The organism is Pseudomonas sp. UBA5568, assembly GCF_002425525.1.
GTDB classification, from domain to species: Bacteria; Pseudomonadota; Gammaproteobacteria; order Pseudomonadales; family Pseudomonadaceae; genus Aquipseudomonas; species Aquipseudomonas fulva.
On sequence record NZ_DIMK01000040.1, the window covers coordinates 69,851 to 90,758 of the forward strand.

General features: G+C 62.6%; 11 protein-coding genes. 4 read left to right on the forward strand and 7 right to left on the reverse strand.

Annotated features, from left to right (window positions below; genetic code table 11):
• Nucleotides 1-63: 63 nt before the first annotated feature.
• Nucleotides 64-1,227 (reverse strand): isovaleryl-CoA dehydrogenase, encoded by a 1,164-nt coding sequence (locus B2S33_RS12755; RefSeq protein WP_023534776.1) that lies wholly within the window; start codon nucleotides 1,225-1,227, stop codon nucleotides 64-66.
• A gap of 232 nt (nucleotides 1,228-1,459) precedes the next feature.
• On the opposite strand from B2S33_RS12755, the gene B2S33_RS12760 reads away from it, so the two are divergent.
• On the forward strand, nucleotides 1,460-3,136 hold the full coding sequence (locus B2S33_RS12760; protein WP_028686556.1) for an AMP-binding protein: 1,677 nt from the start codon (nucleotides 1,460-1,462) through the stop codon (nucleotides 3,134-3,136).
• A 32-nt stretch (nucleotides 3,137-3,168) separates the two neighbouring features.
• On the opposite strand, the gene B2S33_RS12765 is transcribed toward B2S33_RS12760, so the two are convergent.
• Nucleotides 3,169-3,414 carry a hypothetical protein gene (locus tag B2S33_RS12765; protein WP_145279860.1) on the reverse strand — a complete coding sequence of 82 codons (246 nt, stop codon included), beginning with the start codon at nucleotides 3,412-3,414 and terminating at the stop codon, nucleotides 3,169-3,171.
• A 391-nt stretch (nucleotides 3,415-3,805) separates the two neighbouring features.
• Between B2S33_RS12765 and B2S33_RS12770 the strand changes: the two genes are divergently transcribed.
• The 3 genes from B2S33_RS12770 (at nucleotide 3,806) to glgB (ending at nucleotide 11,422) form a co-directional block, all read left to right on the forward strand.
• Complete coding sequence (locus B2S33_RS12770; protein ID WP_027916221.1) at nucleotides 3,806-5,824, forward strand: alpha-1,4-glucan--maltose-1-phosphate maltosyltransferase; 2,019 nt, start codon at nucleotides 3,806-3,808, stop codon at nucleotides 5,822-5,824.
• A gap of 70 nt (nucleotides 5,825-5,894) precedes the next feature.
• Nucleotides 5,895-9,215, forward strand: coding sequence for a maltose alpha-D-glucosyltransferase (treS, locus tag B2S33_RS12775; RefSeq protein WP_288650411.1), 3,321 nt, complete (start codon nucleotides 5,895-5,897; stop codon nucleotides 9,213-9,215).
• Nucleotides 9,212-11,422 (forward strand): 1,4-alpha-glucan branching protein GlgB, encoded by a 2,211-nt coding sequence (glgB, locus tag B2S33_RS12780; RefSeq protein WP_288650413.1) that lies wholly within the window; start codon nucleotides 9,212-9,214, stop codon nucleotides 11,420-11,422. Before treS ends, glgB begins: the two co-directional genes overlap by 4 nt.
• Before the next feature lie 308 nt (nucleotides 11,423-11,730).
• Here the strand turns inward: glgB and glgX are convergent, their stop codons facing one another.
• From glgX to treZ, 5 genes are all read right to left on the reverse strand, one after another.
• Nucleotides 11,731-13,884, reverse strand: a complete 2,154-nt coding sequence (gene glgX, locus B2S33_RS12785) for a glycogen debranching protein GlgX (protein WP_049695751.1) — start codon at nucleotides 13,882-13,884, stop codon at nucleotides 11,731-11,733.
• 127 nt (nucleotides 13,885-14,011) lie between these two features.
• Nucleotides 14,012-14,305, reverse strand: a complete 294-nt coding sequence (locus B2S33_RS12790) for a DUF2934 domain-containing protein (RefSeq protein ID WP_027916217.1) — start codon at nucleotides 14,303-14,305, stop codon at nucleotides 14,012-14,014.
• Nucleotides 14,306-14,321: 16 nt separating this feature from the next.
• Entirely contained in the window at nucleotides 14,322-17,096 is a 2,775-nt protein-coding gene (locus B2S33_RS12795) for a malto-oligosyltrehalose synthase (RefSeq protein WP_288650416.1), read from the reverse strand.
• Nucleotides 17,093-19,162 (reverse strand): 4-alpha-glucanotransferase, encoded by a 2,070-nt coding sequence (gene malQ, locus B2S33_RS12800; protein WP_088523348.1) that lies wholly within the window; start codon nucleotides 19,160-19,162, stop codon nucleotides 17,093-17,095. Before malQ ends, B2S33_RS12795 begins: the two co-directional genes overlap by 4 nt.
• Complete coding sequence (gene treZ, locus B2S33_RS12805; RefSeq protein ID WP_059183842.1) at nucleotides 19,159-20,907, reverse strand: malto-oligosyltrehalose trehalohydrolase; 1,749 nt, start codon at nucleotides 20,905-20,907, stop codon at nucleotides 19,159-19,161. Before treZ ends, malQ begins: the two co-directional genes overlap by 4 nt.
• Between the last annotated feature and the right edge of the window lies 1 nt (nucleotide 20,908).

Consider the following 20,908-nt stretch of genomic DNA (forward strand, 5'->3'; position numbering starts at 1 on the left):
CCCTGCAAGGTTGGCCAGTGTGGCCACGGCTGGCGTGATGAGCCTGCCGTGGCGCCAGCGCGTTCAGCGGGTCTCGTTGAACAACTCGCGGCCGATCAGCATTCGGCGAATTTCGCTGGTGCCGGCGCCGATTTCGTACAGCTTGGCATCGCGCAACAAGCGACCTGCGGGGAATTCGTTGATGTAGCCGTTACCGCCAAGAATCTGGATCGCTTCCAAGGCCATCTGCGTGGCGCGCTCGGCGGTGTAGAGGATCACCCCGGCCGCATCCTTGCGCGTGGTCTCGCCGCGGTCGCAGGCCTGGGCCACGGCATACAGGTAGGCGCGGCTGGCATTGAGCTGGGTGTACATGTCGGCGACCTTGCCCTGGATCAGCTGGAACTCGCCGATGCTCTGCCCGAACTGCTTGCGGTCATGAATGTACGGCACCACCAGGTCCATGCAACTCTGCATGATGCCGGTCGGGCCGCCGGATAGCACCACGCGTTCGTAGTCCAGGCCGCTCATCAACACCCGTACGCCGCCATTGAGTTGACCGAGGATGTTGTCCTGGGGCACGTGCACGTCATCGAAGAACAGCTCGCAGGTGTTCGAGCCACGCATGCCCAGTTTGTCGAACTTGTTGCTGCGGCTAAAGCCTGCCCACTCGCGCTCGACGATGAACGCAGTGATGCCATGGGGGCCCTTTTCCAGATCGGTCTTGGCGTAGATGACGTAGGTGTTGGCATCGGGTCCGTTGGTGATCCACGTCTTGCTGCCGTTGAGCACATAGTGGTCGCCGCGCTTGTCGGCGCGCAGTTTCATCGACACCACGTCCGACCCGGCATTGGGTTCGCTCATTGCCAGGGCGCCGACGTGCTCGCCGCTGACCAGCTTGGGCAGGTATTTGGCCTTTTGCGCGGGCGTGCCGTTGCGGTTGATCTGGTTGACGCACAAATTGGAGTGGGCGCCGTAGGACAGCGCGACCGAGGCCGAGGCGCGGCTGATCTCCTCCATCGCCACCACGTGGGCGAGATAACCCAGGCCTGCGCCACCGTATTCTTCCGGCACGGTGATGCCGAGCAGGCCCATGTCGCCGAATTTGCGCCACATGTCGGCAGGGAACAGGTTGTCGTGGTCGATCTGCGCGGCGCGAGGGGCGAGCTCGGCGGCGGCGAAGGTGCGCACCTGGTCGCGAAGCATGTCGATGGTCTCGCCCAGGGCGAAGTTCAGGCTGGGGTAATGCATGCGGGGGCACCTTGTTGTTCTTGAAATGGGATCACGCCGCTAGCGGCAAGCTTACCTGGGCAGGCGGCTGACGCCGACAACGTGCGTTGCTGCCTATCACCTTTACGTAAACGTAAACCTGCCCCTGCTTTTTTGTCAATTTATCCATCACCTTTACGTAAACGTAAATCTGAGCCAAAGTGATTGGCGCGCGCTTGGCCCCTATCCAGAACAATCAAAAGAAGGGACGCACATGACTCAACCCAGCTATACCCGCGGTCGCCAGGACCGCCCTTTGCTTACCCAAACCATCGGCCAGGCCTTCGACGCTACAGTAGCGCGCCTGCACGAGCAGGAAGCGTTGGTGGCTCGGCACCAGCGCCTGCGCTACAGCTGGCGGCAACTGGCAGAGCAGGTTGAGTCGTGTGCTCGAGCGCTGATGGCCCTTGGGATCGAAACCGGTGACCGCGTGGGCATCTGGTCACCCAACTGCGCGCAATGGTGCATTCTCCAGGTGGCAACCGCCAAGTTGGGTGCCATCCTGGTCAACGTCAACCCGGCTTACCGTGTGGGCGAGCTTGAATACGTGCTGCGCCAGTCAGGGTGCAGTTGGCTGGTCTGTGCCGATGCGTTCAAGCATTCCGATTACCACGCCATGATCCAGGCCTTGGTGCCCGAATTGGCTACCGCCGCACCCGGTCAGGTCACCAGTGCCTCGCTGCCTGCCTTGCGCGGGGTGATAAGCCTGGCCAACGACCCGCCTGTTGGCTTCCTGCCGTGGGAGGCACTGGCCACTTGGGGCGCGTCCGTCAGCCGCGAGGCGTGCACCGCCCGGCAGAACAGCCTTCATTTCGACCAACCGGTGAACATTCAGTACACCTCCGGCACCACTGGCGCGCCCAAGGGCGCTACCCTCAGCCATTACAACATCCTGAACAACGGCTTCATGGTCGGCGCCAGCCTGGGCTTGACTGAACGCGACCGCATGGTGATCCCGGTGCCCCTGTACCACTGTTTCGGTATGGTCATGGGCAACCTGGGCTGCATCACCCATGGCACTACCATGATCTACCCAAGCGACGCCTTCGATGCCGAGTTGGCCTTGCGCGCCGTGGCCGAGGAACGTGGCACCATTCTGTACGGCGTGCCCACCATGTTCATTGCCATGCTCGACCATCCGGCTCGCCAGCACGTGGACCTGTCGTCCTTGCGCAGCGGCATCATGGCAGGCGCCACTTGCCCGATCGAGGTGATGCGCAGGGTCATCGACCAGATGCACATGGCCCAGGTGCAGATCGCCTATGGCATGACCGAAACCAGCCCGGTGTCTTTGCAAACCGGGCCGGATGACGTGCTGGAACTGCGCGTCACCACAGTGGGCCGTACCCAGCCGCAGCTGGAAAGCAAGATCATCGACCCGCAGGGCGGCACGGTTGCACGCGGTCAGACCGGTGAGCTGTGCACGCGCGGCTACAGCGTGATGCTGGGTTACTGGGATAACCCCCAGGCGACAGCCAGCGCCATCGACGCGGCCGGATGGATGCACACCGGTGACCTGGCGGTGATGGACGAGGCGGGGTATGTGCGTATCGTCGGGCGCAACAAGGACATGATCATTCGCGGTGGCGAGAACATCTACCCACGTGAAATAGAGGAGTTCTTCTATACCCACCCGGCGGTGGCCGATGCCCAGGTCATTGGTATCCCGTGCAGCCGCTATGGCGAGGACATCGTCGCCTGGATCAAGCTGCATCCGGGTCACCAGGCTACTGCAGAGGCACTGCAGGCCTGGTGCAAGTCCCGTATAGCCCACTACAAGGTGCCCCGCCATATTCGCTTCGTCGATGAATTTCCCATGACGGTGACGGGCAAGGTGCAGAAGTTCAAAATGCGAGAAATCAGCATGGCGGAACTGGGGCAGATCACCTAGATCCTTCAGTGATGTGCCCCAGGGGTGATCCCTCACCTCGATTGCGATGCTCGCCAAATTGCCTCGGCCAGTTGAGCGACAGATGTTATCGACTCAGGCTTGAAACCGAAATCGAAATCGTCCTTCATCTGGCCAATGGCGCGCCTGAAGGCGTCCTTATCGAGTGTCTTCAGAACTGTCGCAGGATTAGTATCCTTGATGCCTGCCTCCTGGAGACACTCGATGACATAGGCTTCGTATTCATTTCGCTCGCTGTGGCTCATACCATCAAGCGTCATATCCGTAACTCCTGAATCACAAAGGTGACTCATGATCGGAACAACGCGGCCGATGCGCCACTGGCAAAACTGACAGTTTTCGACTTCAGTCGCCCGCCTTTATCGGGGGTTCCTGGCTGGGTGGATCACCCACGGTTGGCGGGACCGTCGGCTGAATCGGCAGCTCATCCGGATCACGCTCAGGCTCCGGGGGCGGGAGGTTGGGATCGTCAATGTTCGGATCGGGCGTTTCCGGGGGCGTTGGGAGCGTCATGGCCATGCCTCGTGGGGTTGAGTGAACCTGTCCTGCAGCGTTCGACCGCTGGTGCCGTGAATCAATTCATTTTTGAACCCAGACTCGGTCGCCGCGCTCTCAACCCTTACCGCCACCAGTCCCAGGGAGCAAGGCCTGATGTCTTTGAACGAGCCCTTCGAAAGCGTGCCCACGGCAAACGATCATCCGGAGCAGGTCATCAGCCTGTCCCAGGCCTTGATGGCACCGCGTATCGCCATCGAGGACACCCAGCCGGTGCTAGATGGCGGCGCCTTTGCCGCCAAGGCCATCAGCAATCAGCCGGTTTCGGTCAGCACCAAGGTATTCACTGACGGCCATGACCGCATGGCCGTGGTGTTGAACTGGCGTCAGGCCGGTAGCCGACGCATTCATTGTGTGCCCATGACCTCGCCTGGCAATGACCTGTGGCTGGCAGAATTCACCCCGACTGAAATCGGGCCGCATGTGTTCAGCATCGAAGCCTGGATCGATCCGTATGCCACGTACTGCTACGACCTGGAGAAGAAGTTCAATGCCGGTGTCGGCGTAAAGCTTGAGCTTGAGGAAGGGCGTTTGCTGCTGGGCAAGGGCATCGAATTGAGCAGCGGCGCTCTGCGCGAGCAATTACAGGCGCTGCAAAGCACCTTGCAGACGCTGCCCGAGGACGAACAAGTGGCCCTGCTGCTGGGCGCCGAGGCGTCGCAGATGATGGCTGCCGCCGAGCACCGCAGCTACCTGACTCGCAGTTGCGACTACCCGCTGGATGTGGACCGCCCGGCCGCGCAATTCGCCAGCTGGTATGAGCTGTTCCCCCGTTCGATCACCGATGATCCCCAGCGCCACGGTACCTTCAATGATGTGCACCAGCGCCTGCCGATGATTCGCGACATGGGCTTCGACGTGTTGTATTTCCCGCCCATCCACCCCATCGGCATGCAGCATAGAAAGGGCCGGAACAATGCTTTGCAGGCACAGCCGGGCGACCCTGGCAGCCCTTACGCAATTGGCAGTGCCGACGGTGGGCACGATGCGATCCACCCCGAACTCGGCACGCGTGAAGATTTCCGCCGCTTGGTGTCGGCCGCAGCCCAGCATGGTCTGGAAATCGCCCTGGACTTCGCCATCCAATGCTCCCAGGACCACCCTTGGCTCCAAGCGCATCCAGGCTGGTTCAGCTGGCGCCCGGACGGGACCATCCGCTACGCCGAGAACCCGCCGAAAAAGTACCAGGACATCGTCAACGTCGATTTCTACGCACCCGACGCCGTACCTGGGCTGTGGATTGCACTGCGCGATGTGATCATCGGTTGGGTGGAGGAGGGCGTGAAGACGTTCCGGGTGGACAACCCGCATACCAAACCCCTGCCGTTCTGGCAGTGGCTGATCGCCAATGTACGCAGCCAATACCCGGACGTGTTGTTCCTGGCAGAGGCGTTCACCAAGCCCGCCATGATGGCGCGCTTGGGCAAGGTCGGCTATGCGCAGAGCTACACCTACTTCACCTGGCGCAACACCAAGCAGGAGCTGAGCGAGTATTTCGAAACGCTCAACCAGCCCCCATGGAGCCAGTGCTACCGGCCGAACTTCTTCGTCAACACCCCAGACATCAACCCGTTCTTCCTCCAGCAGAACGGCCGCGCAGGCTTCCTCATCCGGGCCGCGCTGGCCACCATGGGGTCGGGCTTGTGGGGCATGTATTCGGGGTTCGAGTTGTGCGAAGCGGCAGGGCTGCCGGGCAAGGAAGAGTACCTGGACTCGGAGAAGTACGAGATCCGCCCGCGTGACTTCACCCAGCCGGGCAACATCATTGCCGAGATCGCCCAGCTCAACCGTATCCGCCGGCAGAACCCGGCCTTGCAGAGCCACCTGGGCCTGACGCTGCTCAATTGCTGGAACGACAACATTCTGTATTTCGCCAAGCGCACGCCTGCGCGTGACAATTACATCCTCATCGCCGTCAGCCTCGACCCGCATAATGCCCAGGAAGCCCATTTCGAACTGCCATTGTGGGAGCTGGGCCTTGATGACGGTGCCGAGACGCACGGCGAGGACCTGATGAACGGTCATCGCTGGTCGTGGTACGGCAAGACCCAGTTCATGCGCATCGAGCCTTGGCACCAGCCTTTCGGTATCTGGCGAATCAGTAAAGTCAGCTGAGCCTGGCGGAGAGCGGGCCCGCCTGCTCTCTGACGGTTTTTTACCGATCAAGCATTCAGAGGAATGGTACATGGCCAAGCGTACCCGCCCGGCAGCCTTCATTGACGACCCGCTGTGGTACAAGGATGCGGTGATTTACCAGTTGCACATCAAGTCGTTCTTCGATGCCAACAATGACGGTATCGGTGACTTCGCCGGGTTGATCAGCAAGCTCGACTACATCGCCGACCTGGGCGTCAACACCTTGTGGCTGCTGCCGTTCTATCCCTCGCCCCGACGCGACGACGGCTACGATATCGCCGAGTACAAGGCAGTGCATCCAGACTACGGCACCCTCGCTGACGCCCGCCGCTTCATTGCCGAGGCGCACAAACGCGGGCTGCGGGTGATTACCGAACTGGTCATCAACCACACCAGCGACCAGCACCCGTGGTTTCAACGTGCCCGCCATGCCAAGCGTGGCAGCAAGGCCCGCGACTTCTACGTGTGGTCCGATGACGACCACAAGTACGGCGGCACCCGCATCATCTTCCTCGATACCGAGAAATCCAACTGGACCTGGGACCCGGTGGCAGGCCAGTACTTCTGGCACCGCTTCTACTCCCATCAGCCGGATTTGAATTTCGACAATCCGCAGGTGCTCAAGGCCGTGATCGGCGTGATGCGCTTCTGGCTGGACCTGGGTGTCGATGGCTTGCGGCTTGACGCCATCCCGTACCTGATCGAGCGCGACGGTACCAACAACGAGAACCTGCCCGAAACCCATGATGTGCTCAAGGCGATCCGGGCCGAGATCGATGCCAATTACCCTGATCGCATGTTGCTCGCCGAGGCCAACCAGTGGCCGGAGGATACCCGTCCTTACTTTGGCGAAGGCGACGGGGACGAATGTCATATGGCGTTCCATTTTCCGCTGATGCCACGCATGTACATGGCGCTTGCCATGGAAGATCGCTTTCCCATCACCGACATCCTGCGCCAGACCCCGGAGATTCCGGCCAACTGCCAGTGGGCCATCTTCCTGCGCAACCACGATGAGCTCACCTTGGAGATGGTCACCGACCGCGAGCGCGACTACCTCTGGAACTACTACGCCGAGGACCGCCGCGCCCGGATCAACCTAGGCATCCGGCGCCGCTTGGCGCCGCTGCTGCAACGCGACCGGCGCAGGATCGAGCTGCTCACCAGCCTGCTGCTCTCGATGCCAGGTACGCCAACGCTGTATTACGGCGATGAGCTGGGCATGGGCGACAACATCTACCTGGGCGATCGCGACGGCGTGCGCACGCCCATGCAGTGGTCGCCTGACCGCAACGGCGGGTTCTCCCGGGCCGACCCGCAGCGGCTGGTGCTGCCACCGATCATGGACCCGCTCTATGGCTACCAGACGGTCAACGTCGAAGCACAGAGCCACGATCCTCATTCATTGCTGAACTGGACGCGTCGCCTGCTCGCCGTGCGCAAGCAGCAAAAAGCCTTCGGCCGTGGCACGCTGCGCACGCTGACACCCAGCAACCGACGCATCCTTGCCTACATCCGGGAATTCACCGACGCCGATGGCCACACCGAGGTGATTCTCTGTGTCGCCAACGTGTCCCGGGCGGCCCAGGCTGCGGAACTGGATTTGTCCCAGTACGCCGACAAGGTCCCCGTGGAAATGATCGGCGGTAGCGCCTTCCCGCCCATCGGGCAGTTGCCGTTCCTGCTGACCTTGCCGCCTTATGGCTTCTACTGGTTCGTGCTGGCTGCCCACGACCGCATGCCCAGCTGGCACAACCAGCCTACTGAGGGGTTACCGGAATTGACCACATTAGTGCTACGCAAACGTCTTGAAGAGCTGCTCGAGTCGCCTTCACGCGACGCCTTGCAGTCCACCATCCTGCCCCAGTATTTGCCCAAGCGACGCTGGTTCGCGGGTAAGGAAGGGCCTGTCGATCAGGTCGACCTGAGCTATGGTGTGCGCATGGCCACGGCCGGTATGCCCGTGCTGTTCAGTGAAATCGAGGTGACCAGCGACGGGGTGACCAGCCGCTACCAGCTGCCGTTCGGCTTGCTGCCCGAAGAGCAAATCAGCACGGCTCTGCCGCAGCAGTTGGCCCTGTCGCGCGTGCGACGGGCCAATGAGGTGGGCCTGATCACCGATGCCTTCGTCCTCGAACCCTTCATTCGCACGGTGCTCAAGGCCTGCCAGGAGGGCGTGCGCCTGACCTGCGGGAACGATCAGGGCGAACTGCATTTCAATCACACCGAGCAGCTGGCTGGCCTGGCACTGGGCGATGACAGCTCGGTGCGCTACCTGAGCGCCGAGCAGTCCAACAGTTCGGTAGTGGTGGGCGATTCGGTGGTGCTCAAGTTGATCCGGCGGGTCAACGCAGGCATTCACCCAGAGCTTGAAATGAGCGCTTATCTCACCGCTGCGGGCTTCGCCAATATCTCGCCGTTGCTGGCCTGGGTCAGTCGCGAGGATGCCCAAGGCGCGCCACACCTGTTGATGATTGCCCAGGGCTATCTGAGTAATCAGGGCGATGCCTGGGCCTGGTCCCAGAACACCTTGGAGCGCGCCATTCGCGACCAGATGCAGCCCTCCAGTGCCGAAGGCGAACCCCATACCGACGCGGTCAGCGAACTGCGCGACTTCGCTTCTTTGCTGGGTCAGCGCCTGGGCGAGATGCACCTGATGCTCGCCGCACCTACCCAGGACCAGGCCTTCGCGCCTTATCCCAGCACTGACGCTGACAGCGAGCGGTGGAGTGCACAGATCAGCACGGAGCTGACCCACGCGCTGGATCTGCTGGTGCAGCACCGTGACAAACTCGACCCTGAAAGCCAGGCGTTGGTCGATGACTTGCAGCAGCAGCGCGACGGGCTCGCCCAACGCGTGGCAGAACTTGCACGGCAGGCGCAGGGTGGGCTGTTGATGCGCGTGCATGGCGACCTTCACCTGGGCCAAGTGCTGGTGGTGCAAGGCGATGCCTACCTGATCGACTTCGAGGGGGAACCGTCCCGACCACTGGAAGAGCGCCGGGCCAAGCACAGCCCGTACAAAGATGTCAGCGGTGTGTTGCGCTCTTTCGACTATGCTGCTGCGATGATCCTGCGCAGCGCGTCTACGATGGACCTTTCCGAGCCGGCGCGACAAGCTCGGCAGCGGGTGGCACGACAGTACCTTCACCAGTCCCGGCATGCGTTCATCGAGGCTTATGGCCTGGCCACCGCGGCCATGCCCCACGCCTGGGAGCAAGCCGAAGGCGAGCGTGCGGCACTTGAGCTGTTCTGCCTGGAAAAAGCGGCATACGAAATAACTTATGAAGCCGAAAATCGTCCAAGCTGGCTGGCCGTGCCTTTACATGGCCTGCATGGACTGATCAGTACCTGGGGAGAGTCAGAATGAACGTTTCAACGCGTGAAAACGGCGGGCTTGGGCAACGGGACCTGGATGCCCTGGCGCGCGCCGAGCACGCCGATCCTTTTGCGGTACTGGGGCCTCACACCGATCCAGCAGGGGTCATGACCATTCGTGCCTACCTGCCCAATGCCCTGGGCGCCCGCGTGCTGGCGCGCGACGACCAGCGCGTGCTGGCCGACATGCGGCCAGGTGCATTGCCTGGCCTGTTCACCGCGCACCTGAACGAAGCGCATCCCTATCAGTTGCACATCAACTGGGCCGGCGGCGAGCAAGTCACGGAAGACCCCTACAGCTTCGGCCCGCAGCTGGGCGACATCGACCTGCACCTGTTCGCCGAGGGCAATCACCGGGACCTGGCAGGGCGCTTCGGTGCCCAACCGGCACAGGTCGACGGGGTGGATGGGGTGTGCTTCTCGGTCTGGGCACCCAATGCGCGCCGGGTATCGGTCGTGGGCGAGTTCAACAACTGGGACGGCCGTCGGCACCCGATGCGCCTGCGCCATGGTGCCGGTGTCTGGGAGCTGTTCATTCCACGTCTGGGTGTGGGTGAAACCTACAAGTTCGAGGTGCTGGGCAAGGACGGGATCCTGCCGCTCAAAGCAGACCCGTTGGCCCGTGCTACCGAGTTGCCGCCCAGCACCGCGTCCAAGGTGGCGGGGGCGCTTGGGCATGAATGGCGCGATCAGCAGTGGATGGACGAGCGCGCCCAGCGCCACGCCTATACCGCCCCATTGTCCATCTACGAGCTGCACCCAGGGTCGTGGCGCTGCGAGTTGGATGAAGCGGGCGAAGTGGGGCGTTTCTACAATTGGCGCGAGTTGGCCGAGCGCCTGGTGCCTTACGTGCAGGAGCTGGGCTTCACCCATATCGAGCTGCTGCCGATCATGGAACACCCATTCGGCGGCTCGTGGGGCTACCAGCCGCTCTCGATGTTCGCCCCCACGTCGCGCTACGGCACGGCAGAGGACTTTGCCGCCTTCATCGACGCCTGCCACCAGGCCCGCATCGGCGTGATCCTGGACTGGGTGCCGGCGCATTTCCCCACGGACGAACACGGCCTGGCGCGCTTTGACGGCACGGCCCTCTACGAGTACGACAACCCGTTCGAAGGCTATCACCAGGACTGGAACACGCTGATCTACAACCTCGGGCGTAACGAGGTGCGGGGTTTCATGATGGCCTCGGCGCTTCACTGGCTCAAACATTTCCACATCGACGGGCTGCGGGTAGATGCCGTGGCATCGATGCTGTACCGCGACTACTCACGTAAGGCCGGAGAGTGGGTACCCAACCGCCACGGCGGGCGTGAGAACCTGGAGGCCATCGACTTTATCCGCCACCTCAACGGCGTGGCGGCGCATGAAGCGCCGGGTGCCTTGATCATTGCCGAGGAATCGACTGCCTGGCCTGGCGTGAGCAAGCCAACCGAAGAGGGTGGCCTGGGCTTCCACTATAAGTGGAACATGGGCTGGATGCATGACTCGCTCGCCTACATCCAGAACGACCCGGTGCACCGTACGCATCATCACAACGAGATGAGCTTCAGCCTGGTGTACGCCTACTCTGAGCACTTCATCCTGCCCATTTCCCATGACGAGGTGGTGCACGGCAAGCGCTCGTTGATCGACAAGATGCCGGGCGATCGCTGGCAGAAGTTCGCCAACCTGCGTGCTTACCTGGCCTTCATGTGGATGCACCCTGGCAAGAAATTGCTGTTCATGGGCTGCGAGTTCGGCCAGTGGCGCGAATGGAACCATGATCACCAGTTGGACTGGTACCTGCTGCAGTATCCCGAGCACCAGGGCGTACAGCGCCTGGTAGGCGACCTGAACCGCCTGTACCGTGACGTGCCGGCCCTGCATGAGCAGGACTGCAAGCCCGAAGGCTTCCAGTGGTTGATCGGGGATGACGCGCAGAACAGCGTATTCGCCTGGCTGCGGTGGAGCAGCGCGGGTGAGCCGGTGCTTGTGGTTGCCAACTTCACCCCGGTGGTGCGCGAGGCTTACCGCATCGGTGTGCCGTTCGGGGAACAATGGCAGGAACTGCTCAACAGCGATGCTGAAGCCTATGCGGGCTCCAATGTGGGCAACATGGGCGCGGTCGCCACGCAGCAGACCCCTTGCCATGGTCAGCCCTTGTCGCTGACGCTGAACCTTCCGCCGCTGGCGATACTGGTACTCAAGCCAGTCTGATCGCCAACCACCCGCGGGCGTCCTGCCCGCGGGTGAATTCAGGGCCCTGTTAGGCTGTCATGGACGCGATATGGCAGAAAAGCATTCTTTGAATGAGTGGCCTTGGTACCCTACGCGCACTTGATCATCTGACCATCGTCAGCCATGGGTCGGTCAACCCGGCAATCGTTTTGAACGTGGTTGGCGCAGGCTCAAGCGGCGACGGTTGACCTACCAGAAAAAGCCCGCCGGTCAATCCCTGGCTGGGATTGCCCGACGGGCTAGGAACGATCACGTCACGCGTTGCGCGTGACGTACCGCGTTTGCCATCATTCTTCGCTGTGTTGCAGCACCATCAGAGCTACCGAGCGCCCGGTCAGGTCAAATGAGCTGTCGAAGGGCAGGTCCTTGGGTTTGCGCAGTTGTGGCTGGTCTGTATCCATCACGCAGCTCCAGTGTTCGCCCTCTGGAACGCTTGGCAGCTTGAACGGCACGGTGTCGTGGTGGGCGTTGACAATCAGCAACACGGTGGACTCCGAACCTGGACGGGCAATGCCACTGACCTGAGCACGGCCGTCGATCAGCATGCCCAGGCAACGACCATTGGGGTCTTCCCACTGTTCAACGCTCATCTCGTTGCCATCCGGCGCCAGCCAGGTGACGTCCTTGACGCCGATCGCCTCGTTGTAATCGCCCACCAGGAAGCTGGAGCGGCGCAGCACCGGATATTTCTGGCGCAGGCGGGTCAGGCGCTTGACGAACGTCAGCAGCGCCTGGCCTTCTTCATCCAGGTCCCAGTTCACCCAACCGATTTCGCTGTCCTGGCAGTAGGCATTGTTGTTGCCATGCTGAGTGCGGCTGAATTCATCGCCGGCAACGATCATTGGCGTGCCTTGGGCAAACAACAGGGTCGCGAAGAAGTTACGCATCTGCCGCATGCGCAGGGCATTGATTTCCGCGTCTTCGGTGGGGCCTTCGGCCCCGCAGTTCCAGGACAGGTTATTGCTGGTCCCGTCCTGGTTGTTTTCGTCGTTGTCCTCGTTGTGCTTCTCGTTGTACGACACCAGGTCGCGCAAGGTGAAGCCGTCGTGGGCAGTGATGAAGTTGACCGACGAATACGGCCTGCGACCACGGTTGTTGAACATGTCGCCAGAGCCGGTCATGCGTGCGGCGAAATCGGCCAGTTGGCCCTCGTCGCCCTTCCAGAAGGCGCGCACGGTGTCACGGAAGCGGTCGTTCCACTCAGCCCAGCCGGGTGCGAAATTGCCCACCTGGTAACCACCCGGGCCACAGTCCCATGGCTCGGCAATCAACTTGACCTGACGCAGCAGCGGGTCCTGGCGGCAGGCCACCAGGAAGCTGTGACGCTCACTGTAGCCTTCGTGGTAGCGACCCAGAATGGTCGCCAGGTCGAAGCGGAAGCCGTCGACATGCATCTCGCCTGCCCAGTAACGCAGCGAATCGGTCACCAGCTGCAGGACGCACGGATGGCTCAGGTCCAAGGTGTTGCCGGTGCCCGAGTCGTTGATGTAGTAACGCTTCTGGTCGGGCATCAGGCGGTAATACGAGGCGTTGTCGATGCCGCGCATGGAAAGCGTCGGGCCCATCTCGTTGCCTTCGGCGGTGTGGTTGTAGACCACATCGAGGATCAGCTCCAGGCCCGCGTCGTGCAGGTGCGCCACCATCTCCTTGAATTCGGCGATCTTGCCGCTGGCCAGGTAGCTTGGGTGCGGCGCGAAGAACGCGATGGTGTTGTAGCCCCAATAGTTGTTCAGACCTTTGTCGAGCAGGTGCTGATCGTTGACGAAGGCATGGATGGGCAGCAGCTCGATGCTGGAAACGCCCAGGTCCTTGATGTGCTTTAGCAGCTCGTCGTTGGCCAGGCCTGCGAAGGTGCCTTGCAGGTTCTCAGGCACAGCCGGGTGGCGCTTGCTGATGCCCTTGGTGTGGGCCTCGTACACGACGGTCTGGTCCCACGGGGTTTGCACACGGTTGTCCCGGCCCCAGGTGAATGCGGGGTCGATGACCTTGCACTTGGGCACGAAGGGGGCGCTGTCGCGCTCGTCGAACGACAGGTCACCGTCTGGGTGGCCAATGGTGTAGCCAAACAGCGCCTCGGACCATTTCAGCTCGCCGACCAACTGCTTGGCATACGGGTCGATCAGCAGCTTGTTGGGGTTGAAGCGGTGGCCGTTCTCCGGCTCGTAAGGGCCATGTACGCGGTAGCCGTAGATCAGACCCGGATGCGCGTCAGGCAGGTAACCATGGTAGATCTCGTCGGTGTATTCAGGCAGCTCGATCCGTTCGAGCTCTTTCTCGCCGGTGGCGTCGAAGACGCACAGCTCGACCTTGGTGGCGTTCGCCGAAAAGATGGCGAAGTTCACGCCCAGGCCGTCCCAGGTGGCGCCGAGGGGGTAGGGTAAGCCTTCGCGAATGCGCGACGGTGCAACGGAGCGGGTTTTCTTTGCGGTGCGCGGGCTCATGGCAATCCTCGAATGGCCTTGTCTGGAAAATAAGGTTAAGTACTACAACGGCCCTGGCGTCATCAGGCCTGGCAACCGAGGGGCTCGGTGCCAGTGCGGCGCTGAAGACGGCAGGGCCGTGGATGGTTCAGCTAGCGGTCGGCTTTTTCGGTGCGCGTGGCTTCTTCGAAGCCGCAGGCTTCACCCCTGGCAGTGCAGCGACCTTGGGATCGGCTGGCGGCTTGGGTGCAGCAGCGGCTTTGGGCTTGGCAGGCGCCTTGGGCTTGGCGGGTGACTTGGCTTTGGCCCCCGGAGCCTTGGCCTCGGCTTCTGCCAGTTTGCGGGCCATGTCCCAGTGACGTTCTTCCTCACCGTGTGGCTTACCTTCCGACTCCCAGATCTGGTAGGCAAACTCGCGTATGCGTTTATCATCGACACTCATATGACGCTCCTGAATGCTAGTTATCTTCGATCAACAGATTGACTGGAAAGTCCGACAGCACAGCACAAACCATCAACTCTCTTACAGGGCTGACAACGGCCCCGCCGAAAAGTCCAGTCGAATTGGCAGGTGAGAAGTCGAACGGCAATATGACCCGGGTATCTTCCCAGTTCTGGGCAGGCACGTGAGGGCTCTGCGCAGCCCCCAGCAGCTCGCTGGCCAGGCGCGGCGCGACGATGACGGCGCGTTGGGTATCGCCCAGGCGGGCGAAGGCGACGATCTTGTCGGCATGGCGTCCCTTGACGGTCAATGGCAGGTAGCTGCCCCGGCGGAACAGCTCTGGGTTGGCCATGCGGCAGTCCAGTACGCGGGCCACTAGCGCCTGCTTGACCCGGCCGTCGTGCCAGTGGCTTAGCAACGCGTCGAGCGGCGCGGCCTCTGCCAAGGTGCTGCGTCGAGCGGGGTAGTCGACGGGTCGGCGGTTGTCCGGGTCCACCAGGCTGAAGTCCCAGTATTCGTTGCCCTGATAGAGATCAGGCACCCCTGGCACGGTCATGCGCATGAACGCCTGCACCAGGCTGTTGAGCGCTCCCGGGCAACTGATCAGCTGCGCCGCATCGGCGATGGAGGTACGCAGGGGCAGGGCATCGGCCTCCAGCAGCAACCCTTCCAGATAGCGAGCACAGCCCTTTTCGTAGGCTTCGTTGGGTGCGTTCCAACTGCTGCGCAGCTTGGCCTCGCGCAACGCCTTCTGTTGCCACTGACCGACACGTTCGGCGAACTGCTTCAAGCCTTGGGCGTCATCGACGGCCAAGCCCAAGGGCCAGGTGCCCAGCAGGGTCTGGAGCAGCAGCATTTCATCCCCAGGGCTCGGCGCCATGCCATCTTCCAGCTGTGCGCGCAACGGCGCTGCCAGCTCGCGCCAGTGCGCCATGCGGCTGGCCAGCCAGGGGCCGCGTTCGCTCAGCACAGCCAGGCGAGCGCGTGTGTCTTCACCGCGCTTGTGGTCGTGGGTGGCGGTAGCCAGCAGGTTGTCCGGGAAGTCCCGCAGGCGTCGCTGGGCCTCGTTGTGGAAGTGCTCAAGCGGTGCGCTGAAGCGTTCGGCTTCAAAGCCCACATCGTTGCGCGAGAGCAACCTCGCGCTGCGGTAGAACGCGGTATCTTCGACGGCCTTGGCCGCGCTGGGGGCGGTCAATTGCTGGAAGCGTACGCAGGCGTGGCGCAGTTGCTTGCGGGTACGACCCGGTGGCAGCTGGCGCCAGCCTTCGCCGCCCAGCCATTTTTCCAGTTGCTCGAGCAATGGCCAGTCGGCCTCGCTCAGGTCCTGGCGCGCATCGGCCAGGGCTTGCTGGAAGAATGCCTCGTCCTCGGCCGGGCGGCCGCAGGCATTGAAGTAAGTGCGGTAAACCGGGTAGTGCGCCACCAGTGCCTGCAAGGCGCGACGAATGGCGCCCAAGGACAGATCGCGGGTCATCAGGTCGTTTCGCGCGACTTGCAGCAGGGCTTGCGCCACCGACTCGCAATCACCTGCCAGGCTGGCGTTGAGCACCAGATGGCGCGCCAGGCGTACTTCTTCAGTAAACGCGGGGCGCTCGCTGACCGTCGACCACAGTTCGGTCAGCGGGGCCTCACCGGCCGGATCGTGCTGCAACAACGACACCTGGTTCATGAACTCGTAGCCGGTGGTGCCATCGGTGAGCCAGTCGCGGTGCAGATGCTCATCGACGCCGAGGATCTTCTCGACGTAGATGGGGAAGTGCTCCACGTCAGCGTCCAGCGGGCGGCTGGCCATCAGGCTGTCCACGCGCCGGCGCAGCTTGCGGCAATAACCGCGTGGGTCTGCCAGGCCGTCGATGTGGTCGATGCGCAGGCCATCGACCAGGCCGCGTTCGATCAACTCGAACAGCTTGGCGTGGGTGGCTTCGAACACCACCGGGCGCTCGACCCGCAAACCGCCCAGCTCATTGATGTCGAAAAAGCGCCGCCAGTTGATGTCGTCGGCAGCGGTGCGCCAGCTGGCCAAGCGGTAGGTCTGGCGTTCCAGCAGCAGGTGCAGGCGCTTGAAGCCGGCCTCGCTGCGGCTGTCAAATGCCACCAGGGCCGACGCCAGGTCGGCGCCTTCGCGCACGCGACGAGCCAGTTCGGCCTGCAGCGGTGCGGTATCGTCAAGCGGGGTGGCCGACTCGGCCAGGGCAGTGAACTGTTCGGCCAGGCTGGTCAGCGTCGGGTCAGCGCTTAGCGCCAGCACCCAGCCGTAGTCGACCGGGCAGATCGGGAAGCGGTGCTCATAATGAGCGATTTGTAGCACCCCATGGTCGGCGTCGAATTCCAGGGGAATCTGGCCTTCTTTTAGTGCTACCCCGTAATCGCTGCCCAGGAACGGCAGCAGCAATTGACCGGCCAGTAGCGGGTCGGTGGAATGCCACTGGATATCGAAGAACTCCGCATATGGGCTGCGACGGCCCCATGCCAATAAACTCTGCCACCAGGGATTGTCGGCGCCGCCTACGGCCATGTGGTTGGACACGGTGTCCACGATCAGGCCCATGCCGTGCTGGCGCAGCGCCTTGACCAGGCGCTCCAGGGCCGCTTCGCCGCCCAGTTCCGGGTTGACCTGCGTGGGATCGACGACGTCGTAACCGTGGCGTGAACCTGCTCGGGCCTTGAGTATCGGCGAGGCGTACAGATGGCTGATGCCCAGTTGAGCAAAGTAGGGGACCAGCGGTAGAGCATGGTCTAAGGTAAAGTCGCTGTGGAACTGCAGGCGCAGGGTCGCAGTGAGCGGTTTCATCGGTCGCGCTCCCACGCCTGCTCGCGCGCTTGCGCCAACACTTCCAGGCGCCGTGCGGCATCCTCGTTGTCAAGCATGTGGCTTGCCGGTTCGGCAAAACGGCGGCGCCAGTTGGGATGCCCTTCGGTGGTGCCGGGCATGTTCGGCTGTTCTTCCAGACCCAGCAGGTCTTCAAGCGGGACCAGCACCAGCGGAGCTTTGGTGTAGCCTACATAACCAATAGCGGCATCGATCACGGCAGTGTCGTCCTTCAGCGGGCCATAGTGGGTTTCAAGCGTGCGGCGCAAGCCTTCGTGTTCTTTGCGGCGGTCATCGCGCCATTGCTGTTCGGTGGACTCATCAATCAGGCCCAGTCGCCGGCTCCACTCCACGTCCCGGTTTTGCAACCAACCCGCCACGGTCGCCAGGTCATGGGTGCCGGTGGTCGCCAAGGCATCGTCGGGCCACTGAAGCTGAGGGGTGAACTGGCCTCGAGGCGCCTGCTCGAAGGGCAGCACGCGCATGCCTAGGATGTTTTTCTGCGCCAAGGCCTCGCGTAGCCCGTCCGGTACCGTGCCCAGGTCTTCACCCAGGATGATTGCACCGTGGCGGCTGGATTCGAGCGCCAGCAAGCGAAGCATGTCTTCGAGCGGGTAATACAGGTAGGCGCCTTCATTGGGCTTGCCACCACGCGGGATCAGCCAAAGCCGTTGCAAACCCATCACATGATCGATGCGCAGGCCACCGGCATGGGCCAGGTTGGCACGCAGCATCTCGATGAACGCGCGATAGCCGTTGCGCTTGAGCCCTTCGGGAGAGAACCCGCAGATGCCCCAGTCCTGGCCTGAGCGATTGAGGATGTCAGGTGGCGCGCCAACGGTGAGGTTGGCCAGCAGTTCGTCCTGACGGCTCCAGGCTTGGCTGCCGGCGCCATCGGCGCCAACGGCGAGGTCGGCAATCAGGCCGACTACCATGCCGCTGCCTTTGGCTGCCTCTTGAGCGCGCTGCAGGCTGCGCTCGGTCAGCCATTGGCAGAAGGCGTGAAACTCTACCCTGGCCGGATAACTTTCGGCCAAGGCGCGGACTTCGGTTCCGAAGGGGTCGCGCCACGCCTCTGGCCAGTTGCGCCAATCAGCCCCATGGCCTTTGTCGACCGCCTCGGCTTGCAGCACTTCAAAACGGCAATGGTGCTCCAGTGCCTCGCCTGCGGCCTGGCGATAGCTCTCGAAATCGGCGCGTTGCGGGTGATCGCCTTGGCTGAAGTGCTGGTAGAGCGCGTCCAGCAGCTTGTAGCGCGCATCGGCTGCGCGCGGCCAGTCCACCAAAGCCGCTTGCTCGAGCGAGGTCAGGGTCTGTTCCAGGTGGCAGGCCTCGACCGCCAGGCGCACGGTGCGTTCACCCAGAATGGCCGCCGGGCTTGCGTAAAGCGTATTGAGCAGCAGCCTGCTCGAAGGCGAGTAGGGGCTGTAATGTTGTTGATCGAAGGCCGACAAAGCATGGATAGGGCTGATCGCCACCGCATCGGCGCCCCGTTCGGCCGCACTGCGTACCAGCTGCTCGAGGGCCATGCAGTCACCGTAACCACCATCGCCGGGGCGGCGCAGGCTGTAGAGCTGCGCCGACAAGCCCCAGCAGCGCGCAGGTGCCGCCTCGACCAGATCATGCAACGACGGGCAACCAGGCGGTGCGACCGCGAGCGTAAAGCGATGCTGCGCCACTTCCAGTTGGTGATAGCCGACTGGAAAATCACCTGGCAGGCAAGCCTGGGCATCAAGCTGCAAGTCGATGTGACTGCCATCTTCCAACTGACCACACACCGGGGCCTGCGCTGGGAAATACCGCGAGAGGTCGAGCGGCTTGCCCTGGTCGGCAGTGAGCAGGGGCGGGACGTGCTGGGCGTCATCGCTGTGCTCAAGCCTGGATAGACTGTCTTGTAGTTGCGCGTCGTCGCCAGCCGGATGGCCCAGGGCTTCGAGGAGTTTGCGCAGTACCTCGTCGGTCACTTGCTGCGGTTTGTTGTTGGCATCCACCCAGTTTCGGGCAAGGCCCGCCCGTTGAGCGAGCCGGTGAAGCAGGGAATCGCTCATGGCATCTCCTGGTTTGGGGGTAGCAGGGTGACCACACAGCTGAAGGGCGAAAGCGTCGAGCCGGCGTGCGCCTTGTCGCCGCTGTCGAAAAGGCAGGTGCCTGCAGGCGCAGCCGCCAGGTGCTGCGCCTGGTCGCCCAGGTTCAGGTCGATGCGCAAGGTACTGCCATCCCCCAGCTGCCAGCGTGCAGTCAGCGCCTTGTCAGCCAATACCTCGGCGCCCAGGGAACGGGTGCCAGGCAGGCGCGGGACCAGGTGCTGGCGGCGCGTAGTGAGCAGCTGCTGGTACAGCCCATGCCAGCCGGCAATCACATCCTGCGGGTCAGGCCTGGAGGCGTGGAACGTCTGCTCGGCGTTCGGGTCGGGAATACGCGCACGCTTTTCGGGGTCGGCGAAGGCGGCAAAATGCTCGAATTCACCGCGCCGGCCTTCGCGCACCGCGTCGGCGAGCTCATCATGAAAGTCGGTGAAGAACAGGAAGGGTGCACGGCTGCCGTCGTCATCGCCCATGAACAGCAAAGGAATCATCGGGCTCAGCAACAATAGCCCGGTTGCCGCGCGCAGGGCCGCGGGCGATGTCAGCCGGGTTAGACGCTCGCCCATGGCGCGGTTGCCGATCTGGTCATGGTTCTGCAGAAACAGCACGAAGGCGCTTGGCGGCAGGTGGCCGCTGGGTTCGCCGCGTGGTTCGCCATGGCGGTTGAGCTGGCCCTGGAAGACGAAGCCCTCGCCAAGGCAGCGCGCCAGCTTGCCGATCGGGTCATCCTTGTAGTCTTCGTAGTAGCCTTCGGTTTCATCGGTCAGCAACACGTGAAGCGCATTGTGGCCATCGTCGTTCCACTGTGCGTCGAAGCCTTGTTCGAGCAAGAACGCCTGGTTGTGCTCGTTTTCCAGCACCAGCCACACGTGTCGGCCCGGCTCGACGGCCTCGCGCACACGCTTGGCCAGTTCCTTGAGGAAGTCAGGCTGATCGATGGCATGCACCGCATCCAGACGCAAGCCGTCGATCCGGTAATCGCAGATCCACATCAGGGCGTTCTGGATGAAATATTCACGCACCTCGGGCCGGCGGAAGTCGATGGCGGCACCCCAGGGGGTCTGACGGTCTTCACGAAAGAACGAGCTGGCGTACTCATGCAGGAAGTTGCCATCGGGGCCGAAGTGGTTGTAGACCACATCGAGCATCACCATCAGCCCGTGGCCATGCGCCTGGTCCACCAGGCTGCACAGTTGCTCGGGTGTACCGTAGTTGTGCTGCGCTGCATAAGGCAGCACGCCGTCGTACCCCCAGTTGCGGGTGCCCGGGAATTGGCTGATCGGCATCAATTCAATGGCGGTAATGCCGGTCGAGGCAATACGGTGCAAATGGCTCGACACACCTTCATAGCCACCCAGTACGCCCACATGCAGCTCCTGGATCACCGCCTCGTGCCAGGGGCGGCCTTGCCAGGGATGCTGCCAGGTGTAGCCGGCCAGGTCCACGACTTGGCTGGGGCCGTGGACGCCCTCGGGTTGAAAGCGCGATGCGGGGTCGGCAACGCGAAGCTCGCCATTGATGCAGTAGCGGTACAGGTCCCCTGGCTTGGCAGGGGCGGTGCCAATGAACCAGCCATCGTCATCGTCATCGGGAACGAGGTCGACGGCGTCCTGATGCTGCAATTCCAAACTCACGCTGCGCGCGTCGGGTGCCCAGAGGGCGAAGCGCGCCGACGTGGCGTCCTCAACATGTGCGCCATGCCTTTGCATC